The sequence below is a fragment of the Streptomyces sp. NPDC059454 genome, assembly GCF_042749965.1.
In the GTDB taxonomy this organism is placed as follows: domain Bacteria; phylum Actinomycetota; class Actinomycetes; order Streptomycetales; family Streptomycetaceae; genus Streptomyces.
This window is the reverse complement of the sequence record NZ_JBHYVC010000016.1, coordinates 79,631-96,875: the sequence shown is the minus strand read 5'-3', so window position 1 is coordinate 96,875 and position 17,245 is coordinate 79,631. Positions and strand designations below refer to the sequence as shown.

The 17,245-nt window shown below is 71.7% G+C and carries 16 protein-coding genes; 9 read left to right on the top strand and 7 right to left on the bottom strand.

Annotation, left to right across the window (positions count from 1 at the left end; all coding sequences use genetic code 11):
• Positions 1-50 precede the first annotated feature (50 nt).
• Positions 51-368, bottom strand: coding sequence for an ATP-dependent Clp protease adapter ClpS (clpS, locus tag ACFXAE_RS14285; protein WP_190164178.1), 318 nt, complete (start codon positions 366-368; stop codon positions 51-53).
• A 110-nt stretch (positions 369-478) separates the two neighbouring features.
• Here clpS and ACFXAE_RS14280 point away from each other — a divergent pair, with 110 nt between their 5' ends.
• Positions 479-1,825, top strand: coding sequence for a nicotinate phosphoribosyltransferase (locus ACFXAE_RS14280; RefSeq protein WP_384713180.1), 1,347 nt, complete (start codon positions 479-481; stop codon positions 1,823-1,825).
• Between the two features lie 161 nt (positions 1,826-1,986).
• Positions 1,987-2,574, top strand: coding sequence for a nicotinamidase (locus ACFXAE_RS14275; RefSeq protein ID WP_384713177.1), 588 nt, complete (start codon positions 1,987-1,989; stop codon positions 2,572-2,574).
• A gap of 121 nt (positions 2,575-2,695) precedes the next feature.
• Here ACFXAE_RS14275 and ACFXAE_RS14270 read toward each other — a convergent pair whose 3' ends face one another.
• Both ACFXAE_RS14270 and ACFXAE_RS14265 read right to left on the bottom strand, forming a co-directional pair.
• Positions 2,696-3,025: a hypothetical protein gene (locus ACFXAE_RS14270; protein WP_384713174.1), complete on the bottom strand. Its 330-nt coding sequence runs from the start codon at positions 3,023-3,025 to the stop codon at positions 2,696-2,698.
• Positions 3,026-3,147: 122 nt separating this feature from the next.
• Positions 3,148-5,505, bottom strand: a complete 2,358-nt coding sequence (locus ACFXAE_RS14265; protein WP_384713171.1) for an immune inhibitor A domain-containing protein — start codon at positions 5,503-5,505, stop codon at positions 3,148-3,150.
• Positions 5,506-5,895: 390 nt separating this feature from the next.
• On the opposite strand from ACFXAE_RS14265, the gene ACFXAE_RS14260 reads away from it, so the two are divergent.
• Positions 5,896-6,204 (top strand): hypothetical protein, encoded by a 309-nt coding sequence (locus ACFXAE_RS14260; protein ID WP_384713168.1) that lies wholly within the window; start codon positions 5,896-5,898, stop codon positions 6,202-6,204.
• A 2-nt stretch (positions 6,205-6,206) separates the two neighbouring features.
• On the opposite strand, the gene ACFXAE_RS14255 is transcribed toward ACFXAE_RS14260, so the two are convergent.
• From ACFXAE_RS14255 to ACFXAE_RS14245, 3 genes are all read right to left on the bottom strand, one after another.
• A complete protein-coding gene (locus tag ACFXAE_RS14255) occupies positions 6,207-6,887 on the bottom strand; it encodes an RDD family protein (RefSeq protein ID WP_384713164.1) in 681 nt (226 codons plus the stop codon).
• An 82-nt stretch (positions 6,888-6,969) separates the two neighbouring features.
• Positions 6,970-8,388 (bottom strand): RDD family protein, encoded by a 1,419-nt coding sequence (locus tag ACFXAE_RS14250; protein ID WP_384713161.1) that lies wholly within the window; start codon positions 8,386-8,388, stop codon positions 6,970-6,972.
• Positions 8,389-8,503: 115 nt separating this feature from the next.
• Entirely contained in the window at positions 8,504-9,919 is a 1,416-nt protein-coding gene (locus ACFXAE_RS14245) for an FAD-binding oxidoreductase (protein ID WP_384713158.1), read from the bottom strand.
• Positions 9,920-10,023: 104 nt separating this feature from the next.
• Between ACFXAE_RS14245 and ACFXAE_RS14240 the strand changes: the two genes are divergently transcribed.
• On the top strand, positions 10,024-11,433 hold the full coding sequence (locus ACFXAE_RS14240; RefSeq protein ID WP_384713155.1) for a tetratricopeptide repeat protein: 1,410 nt from the start codon (positions 10,024-10,026) through the stop codon (positions 11,431-11,433).
• 55 nt (positions 11,434-11,488) lie between these two features.
• Here the strand turns inward: ACFXAE_RS14240 and hppD are convergent, their stop codons facing one another.
• On the bottom strand, positions 11,489-12,634 hold the full coding sequence (hppD, locus tag ACFXAE_RS14235) for a 4-hydroxyphenylpyruvate dioxygenase (RefSeq protein WP_384713152.1): 1,146 nt from the start codon (positions 12,632-12,634) through the stop codon (positions 11,489-11,491).
• A 122-nt stretch (positions 12,635-12,756) separates the two neighbouring features.
• Here hppD and ACFXAE_RS14230 point away from each other — a divergent pair, with 122 nt between their 5' ends.
• From ACFXAE_RS14230 to ACFXAE_RS14210, 5 genes are read left to right on the top strand one after another with little or no spacing between them, the layout of a single operon-like run.
• Entirely contained in the window at positions 12,757-13,227 is a 471-nt protein-coding gene (locus ACFXAE_RS14230) for an Lrp/AsnC family transcriptional regulator (RefSeq protein WP_384713149.1), read from the top strand.
• A gap of 30 nt (positions 13,228-13,257) precedes the next feature.
• Entirely contained in the window at positions 13,258-13,905 is a 648-nt protein-coding gene (locus tag ACFXAE_RS14225; RefSeq protein ID WP_384713146.1) for an ABC transporter permease, read from the top strand.
• 7 nt (positions 13,906-13,912) lie between these two features.
• Complete coding sequence (locus ACFXAE_RS14220; RefSeq protein ID WP_384713143.1) at positions 13,913-15,181, top strand: ABC transporter ATP-binding protein; 1,269 nt, start codon at positions 13,913-13,915, stop codon at positions 15,179-15,181.
• Entirely contained in the window at positions 15,178-16,053 is an 876-nt protein-coding gene (locus ACFXAE_RS14215) for an ABC transporter permease (protein WP_384713140.1), read from the top strand. Before ACFXAE_RS14220 ends, ACFXAE_RS14215 begins: the two co-directional genes overlap by 4 nt.
• Positions 16,050-17,018: a glycine betaine ABC transporter substrate-binding protein gene (locus ACFXAE_RS14210; protein ID WP_384713137.1), complete on the top strand. Its 969-nt coding sequence runs from the start codon at positions 16,050-16,052 to the stop codon at positions 17,016-17,018. The genes ACFXAE_RS14215 and ACFXAE_RS14210 overlap by 4 nt, the downstream gene beginning before the upstream one ends.
• Positions 17,019-17,245: the final 227 nt, after the last annotated feature.

Below are 17,245 nucleotides of genomic sequence, written 5' to 3'. Positions count from 1 at the left end.
CGGGTGGGGGCGGGGGCGGGTCCTGTCCGGTTCGGTCATGTCCGGATCGGTCACTTCCGGTCGTGCTGGAGGGTGGCCCACAGTCCGTAGCCGTGCATGGCCTGGACGTCGCGTTCCATCTCCTCGCGGGTACCGCTGGAGACGACCGCGCGGCCCTTGTGGTGGACGTCGAGCATGAGCTTGGTGGCCTTGTCCTTGCTGTAGCCGAAGTACGACTGAAAGACGTACGTCACATAGCTCATGAGGTTGACCGGGTCGTTGTGGACGATGGTGACCCACGGGACGTCGGGCTCGGGTACGGCGAAGACCTCCTCCGCCGATTCGGTGCGTTCGATCTCCAGGGGTGCGGGTGACGTCACACAGCCCATGCTGCCACCGCAGGGGGGTGGTCGCACAAACCGGCCCACTGTTCCGGCGTGCGGATCCGGCACGCGAACCAAAATCGTCAAACTGACGAAATGGGGGTAGCATCCCTGCCATGAACACAGCGGACCTTGGGCTGCCGGTGGATGTCCCCTCGACGGCGCTCTTCACTGACCAGTACGAGCTGACGATGCTGCGGGCCGCGCTGAAGGCCGGCACGGCCGGGCGGCGCAGCGTGTTCGAGGTCTTCACCCGGCGGCTGCCCGACGGCCGCCGCTACGGCGTGGTGGCCGGCACCGGGCGGGTGCTGGACGCGGTGGAGAACTTCCGCTTCGACCCCGGCGTCCTGGGGTTCCTGCGCGAGAAGGACATCGTCGACGAGGAGACCCTGGACTGGCTGGCCGGCTACCGCTTCTCCGGCGACATCTGGGGCTATCCCGAGGGCGAGGTGTACTTCCCGGGCTCGCCGGTCATGCGGGTCGAGGGCAGCTTCGCGGAGTGCGTGCTCCTGGAGACGGTGATCCTGTCGATCCTCAACCACGACTCGGCGATCGCCGCCGCGGCCTCCCGGATGTCGTCCGCCGCCGGCGGGCGGCCGCTGATCGAGATGGGCGCCCGGCGCACCCACGAGCTGGCCGCGGTGGCCGCCTCCCGGGCCGCGTACGTCGGCGGCTTCGCCTCCACCTCCGACCTGGCGGCCGGCTTCCGCTACAACATCCCCACCGTGGGCACCTCCGCCCACGCCTTCACCCTGCTCCACGACAGCGAGCGGGACGCCTTCCGGGCCCAGGTGGACTCCCTCGGCGGTGGTACGACGCTGCTGGTGGACACCTATGACGTGGCCGAGGCGGTCCGTACGGCCGTGGAGGTCGCCGGGCCGGAGCTGGGCGCCGTACGGATCGACTCCGGTGACCTGCTGCTGGTGGCGCACCGGGTGCGGCAGCAGCTGGACGAGCTGGGCGCCACCGGTACGAAGATCATCGTGACCTCGGACCTGGACGAGTACGCCATCGCCTCGCTGGCGGCGGCGCCCGTGGACGCGTACGGGGTGGGCACCCAGCTGGTGACCGGCTCCGGGCATCCGACGGCCTCCATGGTCTACAAGCTGGTCGCCCGCGCGCAGTCCGCCGACCCGAAGGCGCCGCTGGTGCCGGTGGCGAAGAAGTCCACCGGCGGCAAGACCTCCGTCGGCGGCCGCAAGTGGGCCGCGCGGCGGCTGGACGAGTACGGCGTCGCCGAGGCCGAGGTGGTCGGCACCGGGGCGGTGCCGGACGGGCTGGCCGAACGGCAGCTGCTCGTGCCTCTGGTCGAGGGCGGCGCGGTGATCGCCCGTGAGCCGCTGGACGTGGTGCGCGACCGGCACGCGGCGGCCCGCGCGGGCCTGCCGCTGTCCGCGACCCAGCTCTCCCGGGGGGAACCCGTCCTTCCGACGGAGTACGCGCACGGGCCGTCGGGTAGCTGAAAACGTGCCCCCCGTGCGCGGGGCGGGGCTTCCGGTACGCGGGCGGGGGCTCCCGACCGCCCTGCCACGCCCCTGTCCGCGCCGCCCGTCATTCCATAGGCTCGGAGGTTCACCCCGGCCGGGCCGCCCCCACCCGACCCCATAGCCGAAGGACACCGACCATGCGCCGCGCACTGATCGTCGTCGATGTGCAGAACGACTTCTGCGAGGGGGGCAGCCTCGCCGTGGCCGGCGGTGCGGATGTGGCTGCCGCCGTCACCGAGCTGATCGGGCAGGCCCCCGCCGGTTACCGGCATGTGGTGGCCACCCGGGACCACCACATCGCGCCCGGCGGGCATTTCGCCGACAACCCCGACTACGTCCGGTCCTGGCCCGCGCACTGTGTCGCCGGGACGGAGGGGGTCGGGTTCCATCCGAACTTCGCCCCCGCGGTGACGTCGGGCGCGGTCGACGCCGTGTTCGACAAGGGGGCGTACGCGGCGGCCTACAGCGGGTTCGAGGGGGCCGACGAGAACGGGACGCCGCTGGCGGAGTGGTTGCGGGAGCGGGAGGTCGACGAGGTGGACGTGGTGGGGATCGCCACGGATCACTGTGTGCGGGCCACCGCGCTGGACGCGGCGCGGGAGGGGTTCCGCACGCGGGTGCTGCTCGATCTCACGGCCGGGGTGGCGGCGGAGACCACTGAGCGTGCGCTGGAGGAGCTGCGCACGGCGGGGGTGAAGCTGTCCGGGAAGCCGGTCGTGCAGTAGCCCTGTGCCGGGGCGGGCCGGCTCGCGGCGCCGGGCCGGTGCCTCCCCCGCTCTCGGCCGCGCTCGAGCGGGGGGACCCCCGTCGCCCACCCGTGCCGCCCTGCGGCACGGGTGCCCGCCGCTACGCGGGGGTGGCCGGGTGTCCGAGGAGGGCTCTTATGGGGTGCCAGAGTTCCAGGGTCAGGGCGTCGACCGTGGGGGCCGTGCGCCATATGAGGCCGTCCGGGTGGTGGAGGACCGCGGTGATCTCGTCGGGGGTGGGCGGGGCGGCGTTTCCCCGTAGGTAGATCGCTCGCAGGCCCAGGTTGCGGAGCCTGGTCAGGGCTCGTGCGCGGTTCTGGGCGTGGACGAGGACGCGGACTCCGGCGGGTGCGCCGGCGGCGGGGCTGGGCAGGTTCAGCGCCACCACCACCGTGCCGTTCGGCAGCTTGCAGAAACCTCCTGCGGCCATGCGGTCATACCCCCGTGTCCACTGGTGTCAATAAGAGAGCCACAGGAGGCACCTAAACACGGATCGGCGGTGACCCGCCAGGGGGTCACCGCCGATCATGCTCTGACCTGCGAAGATGCTATTTACCTGCCCGCAGGGCCGACCTCGAGCTCGATCGTCGAGCCGTCCCTGGCCTCCTTGAGGATCTTGATCTTCGTGTTGGTGTCAGTGACCTTGACGCCGGCGGTCGGGTTCGACTCGTCGTAGTAGGTGCTGGTGCGGTCGTTGAAGACCGGCACACCCTTCGACGACGGGATCCAGGTCGCCACGTCCGCCTTGTGCAGCGTCATGCCGTCGGTGCGGTACTTGCTGAACGGCGCGTCGTAGGTCTGGATGCGGTTGCGCATCAGCGTGCCGTCGGACCACTTCAGCGCGGTCGGGTGCGAGTCGACCGGGAGGACCAGGCCGGTGCCCGGGTGCTGGCTGGTGTTGTTGTCCGCCTGGGAGGTGTCCCACTTCCAGATCAGCAGGCCGGTCTGGTACGCGTAGTGCTCGACCCAGTCCGGGCGGGACGTGTAGCCGAAGTTGTACGGGCCGACCTCGAGGGTCTTGTCGTACGACACGTACTGGCGGTTCTCGGCGATGTAGTACTGCGCGTAGTCCTTGGTGAAGGACGCGCCCTGGCGGGTGAAGCCGTTCGCCGTCCAGGCGGCGTCCGCGCTCTCGGCGTTGTCGGAGAAGACCGGCGTGCCGTCCGCCGTCACCGTGATCCGGTCGGCCGTGAAGCCCTTGAGGGCCACGCCGCCGTCGGACTGGTAGCGGAAGCGCAGGTCGATCTTCTGGCCGGCGTAGGCGTCGAGGGAGTACGCGAACTTCTCGTAGCCGTCGAGCGTGCCGTGCAGGGCGGGCTTGTCGCTGCCGTCGCGCGGAATCGGCCGGCCGTCGACCGTGCCGTCGACGGCGGTCCAGTTGGCGCCGCCGTCGGTGGACACCTCGGTGTAGAGGTAGTCGTAGTTGGCCTCGATGTCGTACCAGCCGTCGAAGGTGAGGGCGGCGGACGACTTGCCGGTCAGGTCGACCGAACGGCTCAGCGTGTTCTTGAGGTTGTCACCGCTGCCGCTCCACCACTGGGTGCTGCCCTCGGCCGGCGGGACGATCTCGGTGGTCACGGCCTTCTTCGGCAGCGTGACGACCAGCGCCTGCTTGTTCTTGGTGTTGTACTCGGCGACGCCCAGCTTGTGCCAGGAGTTGACGCCGGCCTTGGCCGTGTCGTAGTTCAGCCAGCCGAGCTGGAGCTTGTCCCAGGCGGTCATGTCGCCGGGCAGGTCGCCGATCTCCTTCTTCCCGGTGCCGAGCCAGGAGCCGGAGGACATCAGCGTCCAGAAGCCGGTGGAGTTCTCGCCGCCCGCGGTGTCGTAGTGGTCCGGCAGACCGAGGTCGTGGCCGTACTCGTGGGCGTAGACGCCGAGTCCGCCGTTCTCCGGCTGGACGGTGTAGTCGCCGACCCAGATGCCGGTGTCGCCGATCTGCGCGCCGCCGAGCCTGTTCTGCTCGGGGCCGGTGGCGCCGGCGTCGGTGCCGAAGGCGTACCAGCGGTGGGCCCAGATCGCGTCCTCGCCCTGGGCGCCGCCGCCGGCGGACTCGTCCTCACCGGCGTGCACGACCTGGAAGTGGTCGATGTAGCCGTCGGGCTCGTTGAAGTCGCCGTCGCCGTCGAAGTCGTAGCGGTCCCACTCGTCGAACCGGGCCGCGTCCGCCTTGATCTGGGCGTCGGTGCGGCCGGCCGCCTTCTGCTGGGCGACCCAGGCGTTCAGGCCGTCGCTGACGACGTTCCACACGCTGGGGCAGTTGGTGTCGCCGCAGGCGTTGTTGCCGTAACGGGCCTCGTTGTACGGGACCTTGACCCAGTCGGAGACCTCGCCCTCGACCGAGTAGCGGCCGGAGGACTGCTTCTCGTAGTAGGTCTTGACCGAGTCGACGCCCTTGCCGGACCCGAAGTACAGGTCCTCGAAGTGCTGCTGGTCGTAGTCCTCCTGCCAGGCCGTGGAGTTGTCCACCTTGCGGTCCGGCTCGGCTATCCGGTTGTGCAGCGGGCCGGCGTCGCCGCCGTAGCGGCTGTCGACCTTGTCGCCGAACTCGACCAGGATCGTGAAGATCTTGTCGGTCTTCTCGCGGCCGAGCTCTACGTACTTGCTGTCGCCCTTCTTGCTCTTGAGCTGGACGACCTTTGAACCCTCACGGTCCTTGACCGATGCCTTGCCGGACATGACCTGGTTGAGGGCCTCCTCGCGCTGGGCCTCCTGCGTCTTGGTCAGCGGGCCCGCGAGGTCGTGCTCGACGTGGTTGTGCTCCGCCGGGTCGTGCCGGTCCACGGCGCCGGGACGGTCGGCCTTGTCAGCCGGGTCGGCCTGGGCCACGGTGAACGCAGAGCAGGTGGCGGTGACCGCCGCGAGGGCCACGCCCGTCGCGGCCGCTCTGAACGTCCAGGGTCTACTGATCACTTGAGATCCCCTCCCGCGTGCGTGCGTACGGCCGAAGGAGGTTCCGTCTGTGGAAGGTCCCGCACGCACGTGATCAACGCGTGTAGTCAAGTGACGACATTTGACTAGAGGTTCGCCAGAAAAAACAGACCTTGACTTGAACAGATCAATGGCACTATGCGGAGCCGACGTTCGCTTACCGGACACATCCGTGCGAAACCCTGCGGGCGCGCACAACCGTCCACGTGATGGACGCCATGAATCCGTGCGCCCCCTGTGCACCGGCCCTGTCGGTCAGGTCACGCTTACTGTCCGTTCCCCTCGGGCACGCTCGCGGTTAGAGTCGTTTGGCGGAACCGCCCCGAAACGGTGGAAAGCCAGGCGGACAGCCCCCCGACTCCCGAGGACACGATGGCCATGCCCCGTCCGACTGTCGCTCAGCTCGCTTACGGTTCGTGCACCGTGATCTTCTCGACGTTCGCCATGCTGCTGTTGTCCGGAGCGAGTTCGGGCGTGGGCATCGCGGTCGTCGCCGTCTCGGCGCTCGCCCTCGGACTGCTGGTGGCCATGACGGTCCCGCTCGCCGGGCCCCGGCGGCCCGCCGCGGTGGGACGGCCCGCCGCGGTGGGACGGCCCGCGCCCCCGGAGCCGGTACAGCCGGTACGGGCCACCGTCGCCGCTCCGGCCCGTGAGCCGGTGCGGGAGCGCGCGGCCTCCTGACCTCACCTGGTGCTGACCACCACGGTCTTGGCCGCCTTGTCGTGCAGGCCCTGCTTGTAGGGCCGGTCGAAGAAGCTCCAGCCGCCCGCGATCACGGTCCACACGCAGGCACAGCAGAACGCGAACGGCAGCCACAGCACGAGGGCGCGGATCAGCGCGGTCTGCACGGAGGGGTTCGAGCCGTCGGCGAGGTCGGCCACCCGCATGTGCAGCCACTTCTTGCCCAGGGTCCGGCCGCCTCGGGCGGTCATGAAGGTGTCGTAGGCGATGTAGAGGGCCGCGGCGATGACGGACTGCGCGAAGGAGTTGCCGACGTTGATCTCGTCGCCGTCGACGTTGTACTCGCTGACGCCGAACGGCCAGGTGAGCAGCCAGACGACGATGCCGACGAGGATCATGTCGATGATGCGGGCGAGCGTGCGCCTGCCGCTGTCGGCGAGCGGGGGCATGCCGGCGAGGGGATCGGAGGAGCCGGGGGGCCCTCCGTAGGGACCGCCGCCGCCACCGCCGTAGGGGCCACCGCCGTAGGGCCCGCCGCCTCCGGGTGGCGGGGGCGTGCCGCCGGGGGTGTCGTACGGGGAGCCCGGCCCCGGGGTGCCGGGGCCGCCCGGCGGGGGGTGCTTCTTGAACGGGTCGTCGTCCGGCGGCTGCCGACCGGAGCCGGGGGGCGGTTCGGTGGTCATGCCCCCGAGTCGATCGCGAACCCTCCGGCCCCGCATCCGGCGAGCGTCCGTCCGGAGTAGCGGGGATACGGGTGACGCGGACTCAGCCGGCGGCGACGAACGTGTGCGCGGCCTTGTCGTGCCAGCACTGGCGCCAGGGCTTGTCGAACAGGCACCACAGGACGCCGACGACACCGACGACGAGCAGCCCGGGGACGCTGTAGACGAGCCAGCGGCGCAGGGCCGCGCCGAAGGCCGGCGCCTCGTGCCCCTCGATGTCCCGCACCTCGATGCCCAGCAGCTTCTTGCCCAGGGTGCGGCCCCACTTGACGGTCGGCAGCACCTCGAGGAGGACACCGGCGAGGAGGAGGACGGCCAGGACGATGCCCAGGTGCACGGAGGTGGTGCCGTCGAGCAGCCAGACGGTGACGGTCTCGCCGGACAGCCTGGCCGCGTCGATCTTCGCCTCGATGTGGTCCATGGCCTTGATGCCGAGCGGCACGGCGGCCACCGCGGTGACGGCGCCGAGGACGACGGTGTCCAGCAGCCGGGCGGCCAGCCGCCTGCCGAGCGCGGCGGGGCGGGCCGCGGCCTGGCGCCGGGCGGCGGCCTGGAACACGTCCTCGACCGGCGGCTTCCAGGGCGCGACGGGCGGCTCCTCGCCGCCGGCCAGCCGGTGCACCTGCTGCGCCCAGGAGGACTGGCCCCCGCCGGCACCGCTCGTCAGGGGCGCGGAGGCGGCAGCGGCCGGCGGGGGTACCGCGCCCGCCGCGTGTCCCGTCCCCGCCGCGCCCGCGGTCTGCGGGGACGCGGTCGGGGCGGCGGCCTGCTGGGGTCCGGACGGCGCCGTGGCGGCAGCGGCGGCACGGGCGGCCGCCGCCTTCCCGGCACCGAACCCGGGCCGCCCGGAGGCGGCGGAGCCCGCCTGCTGCCCTGTGGGGCCCTGTCCCGTGCGCGGGGTGACGGCGCGGAAGGTCATCGTGCCCTCGTCCGCGAGTTCTCCGTCGGAGGTCCCTGCCTCCTGCCGCGGCTTCGGCGTCGACGCCGGCCTGCGGAACACGAAGGTGTTGCCCGAACCGGCCGCGGCCTGCTCGTCCGGGGCGTCCGCGGACCCGGTCCCCGGCACGGAGGGTGCGGACGGCGGGGCCGTGTGCGGCACCCTCGGGTCGGCGCCCCAGGACACCTTGCGGTCCTGGTCGCCGCCGAAGCCGGTCTGGTGGGAGCGGTCGGCGCCCCACGCCGAGGCGGGCTCGGGCCGGCTGCCGTGCTGGGAACCGGCCGGGGACGGCTCCCCCACCGGGTCCTCGTCGAAGAAGTGCGGTCCGGTCTCCTCGACGGAGGGCCGCGCCGGGCCCGCGCCGGGCGGGGGTGCGAGCGACTCGCCCTCCTTGGGTGCCGGACGGCTCGTGCCCGGTACCCAGGAGGCACCGTTCCAGTACCGGACATATCCAGGAATGGACGGGTCCGGGTAGTACCCTTCGCGGGGCCTGTCGTCGCCGGGGGCCGGGGTTGGGGCACTCATTCCGTCGTCCCGTATCTGCTCGATGGGGTGGGTCGGGGGGAACCACATCTATCAGACGGGCGGGGACCTGACCGCCCGTCCGGCCGGACCCCACCCCTTTCGGGCACCTTCTCGTTCACAAGAGCTTGCCCGGGTTGAGAATGCCCAGCGGGTCGAAGACCTGCTTGACGGCCCGTTGCATCTCCAGTCCCACGGGGCCGATCTCGCGCGCCAGCCACTCCTTCTTCAGCACGCCGACCCCGTGTTCGCCGGTGATGGTGCCGCCGAGTTCCAGGCCGAGCGCCATGATCTCGTCGAAGGACTCGCGGGCCCGCCGCGACTCCCCGGGGTCGGAGGCGTCGAAGCAGACCGTCGGGTGGGTGTTGCCGTCGCCGGCGTGGGCGACGACGCCGATGGTGAGCCGGTGCTTCCCGGCGATCCGCTCGACGCCGTCGATGAGCTCGCCGAGCCTGGAGCGGGGCACGCACACGTCGTCGATCATCGTCGTGCCCTTGACCGCTTCGAGGGCCACCAGGGACGACCGGCGTGCCTGGAGCAGCAGTTCGGACTCGGCGGCGTCCTCGGCCGGTACGACCTGGGTGGCGCCGGCGGCCTCGCACAGCGCGCCGACGGCGGCGAGGTCGGCGGCCGGGTCGGTGGTGTCGAAGGCGGCGAGCAGCAGGGCCTCGGTGGACTCCGGGAGGCCCATGCGGGCCATGTCGTTGACGGCCCTGACCGTCGTACGGTCCATCAGTTCGAGGAGGGAGGGGACGTGCCCGCCGGCCATGACGCGGCACACGGCGTCGCAGGCGGCGGCGGAGGAGGAGAACTCGGCGGCCAGCACCAGCGGCTCGGGCGGCTTCGGCCGCAGGGCGAGGACCGCGCGGACGACGATGCCGAGGGAGCCCTCGGAGCCGACGAACAGGCGGGTCAGGTCGTATCCGGCGACGCCCTTGGCGGTGCGGCGGCCGGTGGACATCAGCCGGCCGTCGGGCAGGACGACGTCGAGACCGAGGACGTACTCGGCCGTCACCCCGTACTTCACGCAGCACAGGCCGCCCGACGCGGTGCCGATGTTGCCGCCGATGGTGCACGTCTCCCAGCTGGAGGGGTCGGGAGGGTAGTACAGGCCGTGTTCGCCGACCGCGCGGGAGAGGACGGCGTTGACGACGCCGGGTTCGACGACGGCGATCCGGTCGACCGGGCTGATCTCCAGGATGCGGTCCATCTTCGTCAGGGAGAGCACGATGCAGCCGTCGGTGGCGTTGGCGGCGCCGGACAGGCCGGTGCGGGCGCCTTGCGGGACGACGGGGACGCGCAGCTCGGTGGCGGTGCGCATGACGTGCTGGACCTGCTCGACCGTGCGCGGCAGGACCACCACCGCGGGGCTGCCGGCCGGGCAGAAGCTCGCCATGTCGTGGGCGTAGGAGGCCGTGACGTCGGGGTCGGTGAGGACGGCCTCCGGGGGCAGGCCGCCGAGCAGCCGGTCGACGAGGGGGCCGGCCGCCGCCGTGTCTTCATCGCGTCGCGCTTCGGTACGGCTCATGATCACAGCGTGACACCGGGGGCCATCGGTGTGAACCCCGCGTACGGCAGCCGCGTCACCTCGGGGTGTGATCATCGTATGGACGTGGGGTGTGGCGCACAGTGTGCGCCATGACGGTGTGCACCACGGACGACAAGCCCCACGGGCCCCGGCGGGTCCGCCGCCGGGCGCTGCTCACCTCGGTCGCCGGGTGCGCGGTGCTGGGCGGGGTGCTGGTGCTGCTGCCCTGGGGGCACCGGGCGCCACCTGCGCCGGATCCGGGGGCGCGGGCGCTCGCGGCGGTCACCAGCGGGGTGCCGGCCGCGCTGCCCGACCTGCGGACGCTGGTCGAGGAGCGCGAGCGGCGGGTGCGCGGGCGTCCGGGGGACGCGGAGGCCTGGGCGGTGCTCGGGGCGGCCCGGGTGGAGCTGGGGCTGCGGCTGGCGGACCCGGCGTACTGGCCGCGGGCCGAGAAGGCGCTGCGCACCTCGCTGAAGGTGCGGGCGAGGGGGAACGCCCCGGCGCTGCGGGGGCTGGCCGCGCTGGCGAACGCGCGGCGGGACTTCACCGGGGCGCGGAAGTGGGGTGAGGCGGCGCGGAAGCTGGAGCCGGAGCGGTGGACGACGTATCCGCTGCTGATCGAGGCGTCCGCCGGGCTCGGCGACGACGAGGAGGCGGGGAAGCTGCTGGAGAGGCTGAAGGACCTGCGCTCCGGTCCCGCCGTGATGGCGCGGGCGGCGGCCGTGTACCGGGACCGGGGCTGGCGGGAGGACGCGGCGGCCAAGCTGGCGGACGCGGTGTCGGCCGCCGGGGAGCCGGCCGAGCGGGCGGCGTATCTGGAGCGGGCCGGACAGCTCGCCTGGGAGCGCGGCGACCGCCAGGACGCGCTGCGGCACTTCCGGGAGGCGGTGCGGATCGACCCCGATCAGCGGGCGGCGCAGGCCGGGCAGGGCAGGGCGCTGGCGGCGCTGGGGCGGATGACGGAGGCGCTGAGCGCGTACCGGGTGGCGCTGGCGAAGCAGCCTCGGCCGGAGTACGCGCTGGAGCTGGGGGAGCTGTACGAGTCGCTGGGGCTGAAGCGGGCGGCGGGGGTGCAGTACGGGGTGCTGCGGGAGCGGGTCCGGCTGGCCGCCGGGTACGGGGGTGACGAGTCGTTGGTGCTGGGGCGGTTCGAGGCGGATCACGGGGACGCGGAGGGCGCCGTGCGGCGGCTTCGGGCGGAGTGGGAGCGGCAGCCTTCGACCGCGGTGGCGGACGCGTTGGGGTGGGCGTTGCATCGGGCCGGTCGGCACGAGGAGGCGTTGCCCTTCGCCGTACGGGCGACCGAGGGGACGCAGGGTGGTGGGGTGCGCAGTGCGCTGTACGTGTTCCACCGGGGGATGATCGAGCGGTCGCTGGAGCGGTACGGGTCCGCTCGGCGGCACCTGAAGGAAGCCCTTCAGATCAACCCGTGGTTTTCACCGCTGCGGGTGCCGCGGGCGAAGACGGCCTTGGCCCGCCTGGGTGAGCCTTCCGTCCAGGCGGGACCTGAGCCGTCCTGAAGCCCTCCGCGGGCAGTGGTGCCGCAGGGCGGCACGACTGCCCGCGGCTGTGCGGCTACAGGTTGCCGCGCTTCTCCTGCTCGCGCTCGATCGCCTCGAAGAGGGCCTTGAAGTTGCCCTTGCCGAAGCCCATGGAGCCGTGGCGTTCGATGAGTTCGAAGAAGACCGTCGGGCGGTCCTGGACCGGCTTGGTGAAGATCTGCAGCAGGTAGCCGTCCTCGTCGCGGTCGACGAGGATCTTCAGCTCGCGCAGCGTCTCGACCGGCACCCGCGTCTCGCCGGCCCACTCGCCGAGGGTGTCGTAGTACGAGTCGGGGGTGTCCAGGAACCGGACCCCGGACGCGCGCATCTGGCGGACCGTCTGCACGATGTCGTTGGTGTTCAGCGCGATGTGCTGGACGCCGGCGCCGCCGTAGAACTCCAGGTACTCGTCGATCTGGGACTTCTTCTTGGCGATGGCGGGCTCGTTGATCGGGAACTTGACCTTGAGCGTGCCGTCGGCGACCACCTTCGACATCAGCGCGCTGTACTCGGTGGCGATGTCGTCGCCCACGAACTCCTTCATGTTCGTGAAGCCCATGACCTTGTTGTAGAACTCCACCCACTCGTTCATCCGGCCGAGCTCGACGTTGCCGACGCAGTGGTCGATCGCCTGGAAGGAGCGCTGGGCCGGCGGCTCGACGATCGGGTCGGCGGCGACGTACCCGGGCAGGTAGGGGCCGTCGTAGCCGGAGCGCTCGACCAGCGTGTGGCGGGTCTTCCCGTACGTGGCGATCGCGGCCAGGACGACGGTGCCGTGCTCGTCCTTCAGCTCGTACGGCTCGGCGACCGAGCGCGCGCCGTGCTCGACGGCGTAGGCGTACGCGGCGCGCGCGTCCGGGACCTCGATGGCGAGGTCGACGACGCCGTCGCCGTGCGCGGCCACGTGGTCGGCGAGGAAGGCGCCCCACTCGGTGGACTGCTTGATCACCGAGGTGAGGACGAAGCGGGCGGAGCCGCTCTGAAGGACGTAGGCGGCGGTCTCGCGGCTGCCGTTCTCCGGTCCGGAGTAGGCGACCAGCTTCATGCCGAAGGCGGTGGAGTAGTAGTGCGCCGCCTGCTTGGCGTTGCCCACGGCGAAGACGACCGCGTCCATTCCCTTGACCGGGAAGGGGTCGGCCTGCCGGGCGGTGTCGGGAGCGTGGTGTGTGGTCTGCGTCATAGGGGCAGGGTGGTGCAGCCCTGCAAGGTGCGCAATAGTTCGACCGTTCGCTGGGCAATGTGTCCAGCCGTACGCCCGTACCGTCGGGCTTTCTGCACAGGATGACCACCGGGGAGGCCGGTATGGCGATCGATCATCTGGACGGACGGATCATCCTGCTGCTGGCGCGGGAGCCGCGGATCGGGGTGCTGGAGATGTCCCGGCGGCTCGGGGTGGCGCGCGGCACCGCGCAGGCCCGCCTGGACCGGCTTCAGTCGAACGGAGTCATCCGCGGATTCGGCCCCGAGGTGGATCCGGCGGCCCTCGGCTACCCGGTCACGGCGTTCGCCACGCTGCAGATCCGGCAGGGCCAAGGAGCCGACGTACGGGCCCACTTGGCGACCGTGCCGGAGGTGCTGGAGCTGCACACCACCACCGGCACCGGGGACATGCTGTGCCGCCTCGTGGCGCGCTCCAACGCCGATCTCCAGCGGGTGATCGACCGCGTCGTCGGTTTTGATGGCATCGTCCGGGCCTCCACGGCGATCGTCATGGAGAACCCCGTTCCGCTGCGGATCATCCCGCTGGTGGAGCAGGCCGCGCTCGGCGAGTGAACCGACCTGGCCGAGCTGGGGTGAGCGGACGTGGACTTCTGGGAGTACCTGGGCAGCCGCCATCAGCAGCTGCTCACCGACGCCTACCAGCACGCCAGTGTCGTCTTCCAGTGCATGGTGGTGGCGACCCTGCTCGGTGTGCTGATCGGGGTGGTCACCTATCGCAGCGAGTGGGCGGGCAACCTGGCCACGACCGCCACCGCCACCCTGCTGACCATTCCGGCGCTGGCCATGATCGGTCTGCTGATCCCGGTCGTGGGGCTCGGGGTGCCGCCGACGGTGATCGCGCTGACGCTGTACGGGCTGCTGCCGATCGTGCGGAACGCGATCGTGGGGCTGCGCGGGGTCGACCCGTCGCTGGTGGACGCGGCCAAGGGCATCGGCATGTCGCGCGTGGTGCGGCTGGCGCGGGTGGAGCTGCCGCTGGCCTGGCCGCCGATCCTGACCGGGATCCGGGTCTCCACGCAGATGCTGATGGGCATCGCCGCCATCGCCGCGTACGCCTCCGGTCCCGGCCTCGGCAACCTGATCTTCCGCGGGATCGCCTCGCTGGGCAGCAGGAACGCGCTGAACCAGGTGCTCGCGGGCACCCTCGGGATCATCGCCTTGGCCCTGCTGTTCGACGCCGCGTACGTGTTGATCGGGCGGCTGACCATTCCCAGGGGGATCCGTGCCTGATCGATCCGTGCCTGACGCCGGGACACCCGGGACGGAGTCCGGGTCGGTCGGGGCGACCATCGAGCTGGAGGGTCTGACCAAGCGCTACCCGGGCGGTGCGCTGCCTGCCGTCGACAACGTCACCATGGACATCAGGGAGGGCGAGACGGTGATTCTCGTCGGCCCGTCGGGCTGCGGGAAGTCCACCCTCCTGAAGATGATCAACCGGCTGATCGAGCCGACGGCCGGCCGGATCCGCATCGGCGGCGAGGACGTCACCGACATGGACCCGGTGCGGCTGCGCCGCAAGATCGGGTACGCGATCCAGGCGAGCGGGCTGTTCCCGCACATGACGGTGGCGCAGAACATCGCGCTGGTGCCGAGGATGCTGCGCTGGCCCATGTCCCGGGTGCGGGCGCGGGTGGAGGAGATGCTGGACCTGGTCGGCCTCGACCCCGGCGAGTTCCACGGCCGCTATCCGCGCCAGCTCTCCGGCGGCCAGCAGCAGCGGGTGGGGGTGGCGCGGGCCCTGGCGGCGGACCCGCCGGTGCTGCTGATGGACGAGCCGTTCGGCGCGGTCGACCCGATCACCCGGGACCACCTCCAGGACGAGCTGATCCGGCTCCAGCGGGAGCTGCACAAGACGATCGTCTTCGTCACCCACGACTTCGACGAGGCGATCAAGATCGGCGACCGGATCGCGGTGCTGCGCGAACGTTCCCACATCGCCCAGTTCGACACCCCGGAGGCGATCCTCACCCACCCCGCCGACGACTTCGTGTCGGGCTTCGTCGGCGCCGGGGCCGCGCTGAAGCGGCTCAACCTCACCCGGGTGCGGGACGTGGAGATCACCGACTATCCGACGGTGAGCGTCGACGACCCGCTCCAGCACGTCTTCGACCGGCTCCGCTCCAGCGGCTTCAACGAGATCCTGCTGCTCGACAAGCGGGGCCGCCCCTACAAGTGGCTCAGGCGCGGCGACATGACGCTCGCCAAGGGGTCGCTGGCCCGCGCGGGCACGCTGGTGCACGACACGGTGACCCGGGACGCGACGCTGCGGGACGCGCTGGAGGCCGTGCTCACCGACAACACGGGGCGGGTCGCGGTCACCGGGCGGCGCGGCGCGTACGAGGGGGTCGTGGACGTGGAGACGCTGATGAACTCCGTGCACGAACTGCTGGAGGCGGACCGGCTGGAGGCGATGGACGCCCAGCACGAGCTCGAGGAGCAGCGGGCCGCGCAGACGCACGCCGAGCAGGAGGGCTTCGGAGGCTTCGGCGGGGAGGCGAAGACGTGAGCACCTCCACTTCCGGCTCCTCCGGGCGGCGGCCCGAGGGCGAGCACGAGGTGCGGGGCCACGTCTTCCGGGACGAGGGCGGCGGGCCGCCGGACGAGGCGGGGGCCGCTCCCCCGCCCCCGGCCGCGAAACCGCCCCGGGTGACCTGGCGGAAGCTGACGTTCCTGCCGGCGGTGCTGATCGCCGTACTGCTCGCGACCTGGCTGTGGTTCGAGCAGGCGGACCTCGACGCGCTCACCCGCAACGCGCTGTCGAACGGGCAGGTGTCCAAGGCGCTGTGGCAGCACATCGGGCTCACCGTGATCTCGACGTTCTTCGTGCTGGTCATCGCGATCCCGCTGGGCGTCCTGCTGACCCGCCGTATGTTCCGCAGGGCCGGCCCGGCGGCGATGGCGCTGGCCAACACGGGCCAGGCCACCCCGGCGATCGGTCTGCTGGCGCTGCTGGTGATCTGGCTGGGCATCGGCCGCAGGGCCGCCCTCATCGGCATCATCGCCTACGCCGTGCTGCCGGTGCTGTCCAACACCATCGCCGGTCTGAAGGCCAACGACCCGACGCTGCTGGAGGCGGCGCGCGGCATCGGCATGTCCCCGCTGGGCGTGCTCACGCGGGTGGAGCTGCCGCTGGCCGTCCCCCTCATCCTGGCGGGTGTGCGGACGGCGCTGGTCCTGAACGTCGGCACGGCGACGCTGGCGACCTTCGGCGGGGGCGGAGGGCTGGGCGTACTGATCACCACCGGGATCACCAGCCAGCGGATGCCGGTGCTGGTGGTGGGCTCGGTCCTCACCGTCGTCCTCGCGCTGCTGGTGGACTGGCTGGCCTCCCTGGCGGAGCTGCTGCTGCGGCCGCGCGGTCTGGAGGCGGGCCCATGAGACGGCGTACGTGTCTGCTCCTGGCCGGGGCGCTGCTGGCGGCGCCCGCCGGCTGCGGGCTGACCAGCGGCTCCCCCATGGTCGACGACGTGGAGCCGGGCTCGATCGGCAGGGGGAAGCCGCTGGAGGGCGCGGAACTCACCGTCACGTCGAAGGAGTTCACCGAGCAGCTGATCCTCGGCGCGATCATGGGCATCGCCTTCCAGGCGGCCGGCGCGGAGGTCGTCGACCGGACCGGTATCCAGGGCTCCGTCGGCTCCCGGGAGGCGGTCGTGGGCGGCGAGGCGGACGCCGGGTTCGAGTACACGGGCACGGCGTGGATCACGTACCAGGGCAACAGCAGGCCGATCCCGGATCCGCGTGAGCAGTGGGAGGCGGTGCGGGACGCGGACGCGGGGAACGGGGTGACCTGGCTGGAGCCGTCGGAGCTGAACAACACCTACGCCCTCGCCATGAACCAGGCGAACTACGAGAAGTACCGCACCCGGACCCTCTCCGAGGTGGCGGAGCTGGCGAAGTCCGATCCGGGTGCGGTGACGCTGTGCGTGGAGGGCGAGTTCGCCAACCGCGCGGACGGACTGCCGGGCATGGAGAAGGCGTACGGCATGAACATCCCGGCGCGCGACGTCACGCAGATGGACACCGGGATCATCTACACCCAGACGGCCGAGGGCGCCTGCACGTACGGCGAGGTCTTCACCACCGACGGGCGCATCAAGTCCATGAACCTGGTGGTGATGGAGGACGACAGGAAGTTCTTCCCCAACTACAACGCGGCGCCGACGGTCAACTCCGACACCTTCGAGAAGTGGCCGGCCATCGCGGAGGTCCTCGCCCCGGTGACGGCGAAGCTCGACAACACCGTGGCGCAGGACCTCAACGCGAGGGTGGACGTCGACGGGGAGGACCCGCACGCGGTGGCGCTGGACTGGATGGTGGAGGAGGGATTCGTCGAGGAGGGCTGACCGGCCCCCGGCCGGCGTCGCCGTACCGGCCGGGCGGTGCGTCCCCGTCGGTTCCGTCGGTGGAGCGCGCGGGGCCATGCGTGACGGTCGGTCTTCCCGTGGAAGGCGAGGAGGGCGTCCGCGAGGCGGTCGGGTGCCTCGACGGCCGCGTAGTGCCCGATGCCGTCGAGGAGGACGGCACTCACGTCCGTGGCGACCTGTCGCATGGTCCCGGGCGTGAACCCTCC

Excerpts from the sequence above, each read along its gene's own strand:
- clpS (WP_190164178.1), bottom strand. The coding sequence starts at position 368 with ATGGGCTGTGTGACGTCACCCGCACCCCTGGAGATCGAACGCACCGAA.
- ACFXAE_RS14280 (WP_384713180.1), top strand. The coding sequence starts at position 479 with ATGAACACAGCGGACCTTGGGCTGCCGGTGGATGTCCCCTCGACGGCG.
- ACFXAE_RS14275 (WP_384713177.1), top strand. The coding sequence starts at position 1,987 with ATGCGCCGCGCACTGATCGTCGTCGATGTGCAGAACGACTTCTGCGAG.
- ACFXAE_RS14270 (WP_384713174.1), bottom strand. The coding sequence starts at position 3,025 with ATGGCCGCAGGAGGTTTCTGCAAGCTGCCGAACGGCACGGTGGTGGTG.
- ACFXAE_RS14260 (WP_384713168.1), top strand. The coding sequence starts at position 5,896 with ATGGCCATGCCCCGTCCGACTGTCGCTCAGCTCGCTTACGGTTCGTGC.
- ACFXAE_RS14255 (WP_384713164.1), bottom strand. The coding sequence starts at position 6,887 with ATGACCACCGAACCGCCCCCCGGCTCCGGTCGGCAGCCGCCGGACGAC.
- ACFXAE_RS14250 (WP_384713161.1), bottom strand. The coding sequence starts at position 8,388 with ATGAGTGCCCCAACCCCGGCCCCCGGCGACGACAGGCCCCGCGAAGGG.
- ACFXAE_RS14240 (WP_384713155.1), top strand. The coding sequence starts at position 10,024 with ATGACGGTGTGCACCACGGACGACAAGCCCCACGGGCCCCGGCGGGTC.
- hppD (WP_384713152.1), bottom strand. The coding sequence starts at position 12,634 with ATGACGCAGACCACACACCACGCTCCCGACACCGCCCGGCAGGCCGAC.
- ACFXAE_RS14230 (WP_384713149.1), top strand. The coding sequence starts at position 12,757 with ATGGCGATCGATCATCTGGACGGACGGATCATCCTGCTGCTGGCGCGG.
- ACFXAE_RS14210 (WP_384713137.1), top strand. The coding sequence starts at position 16,050 with ATGAGACGGCGTACGTGTCTGCTCCTGGCCGGGGCGCTGCTGGCGGCG.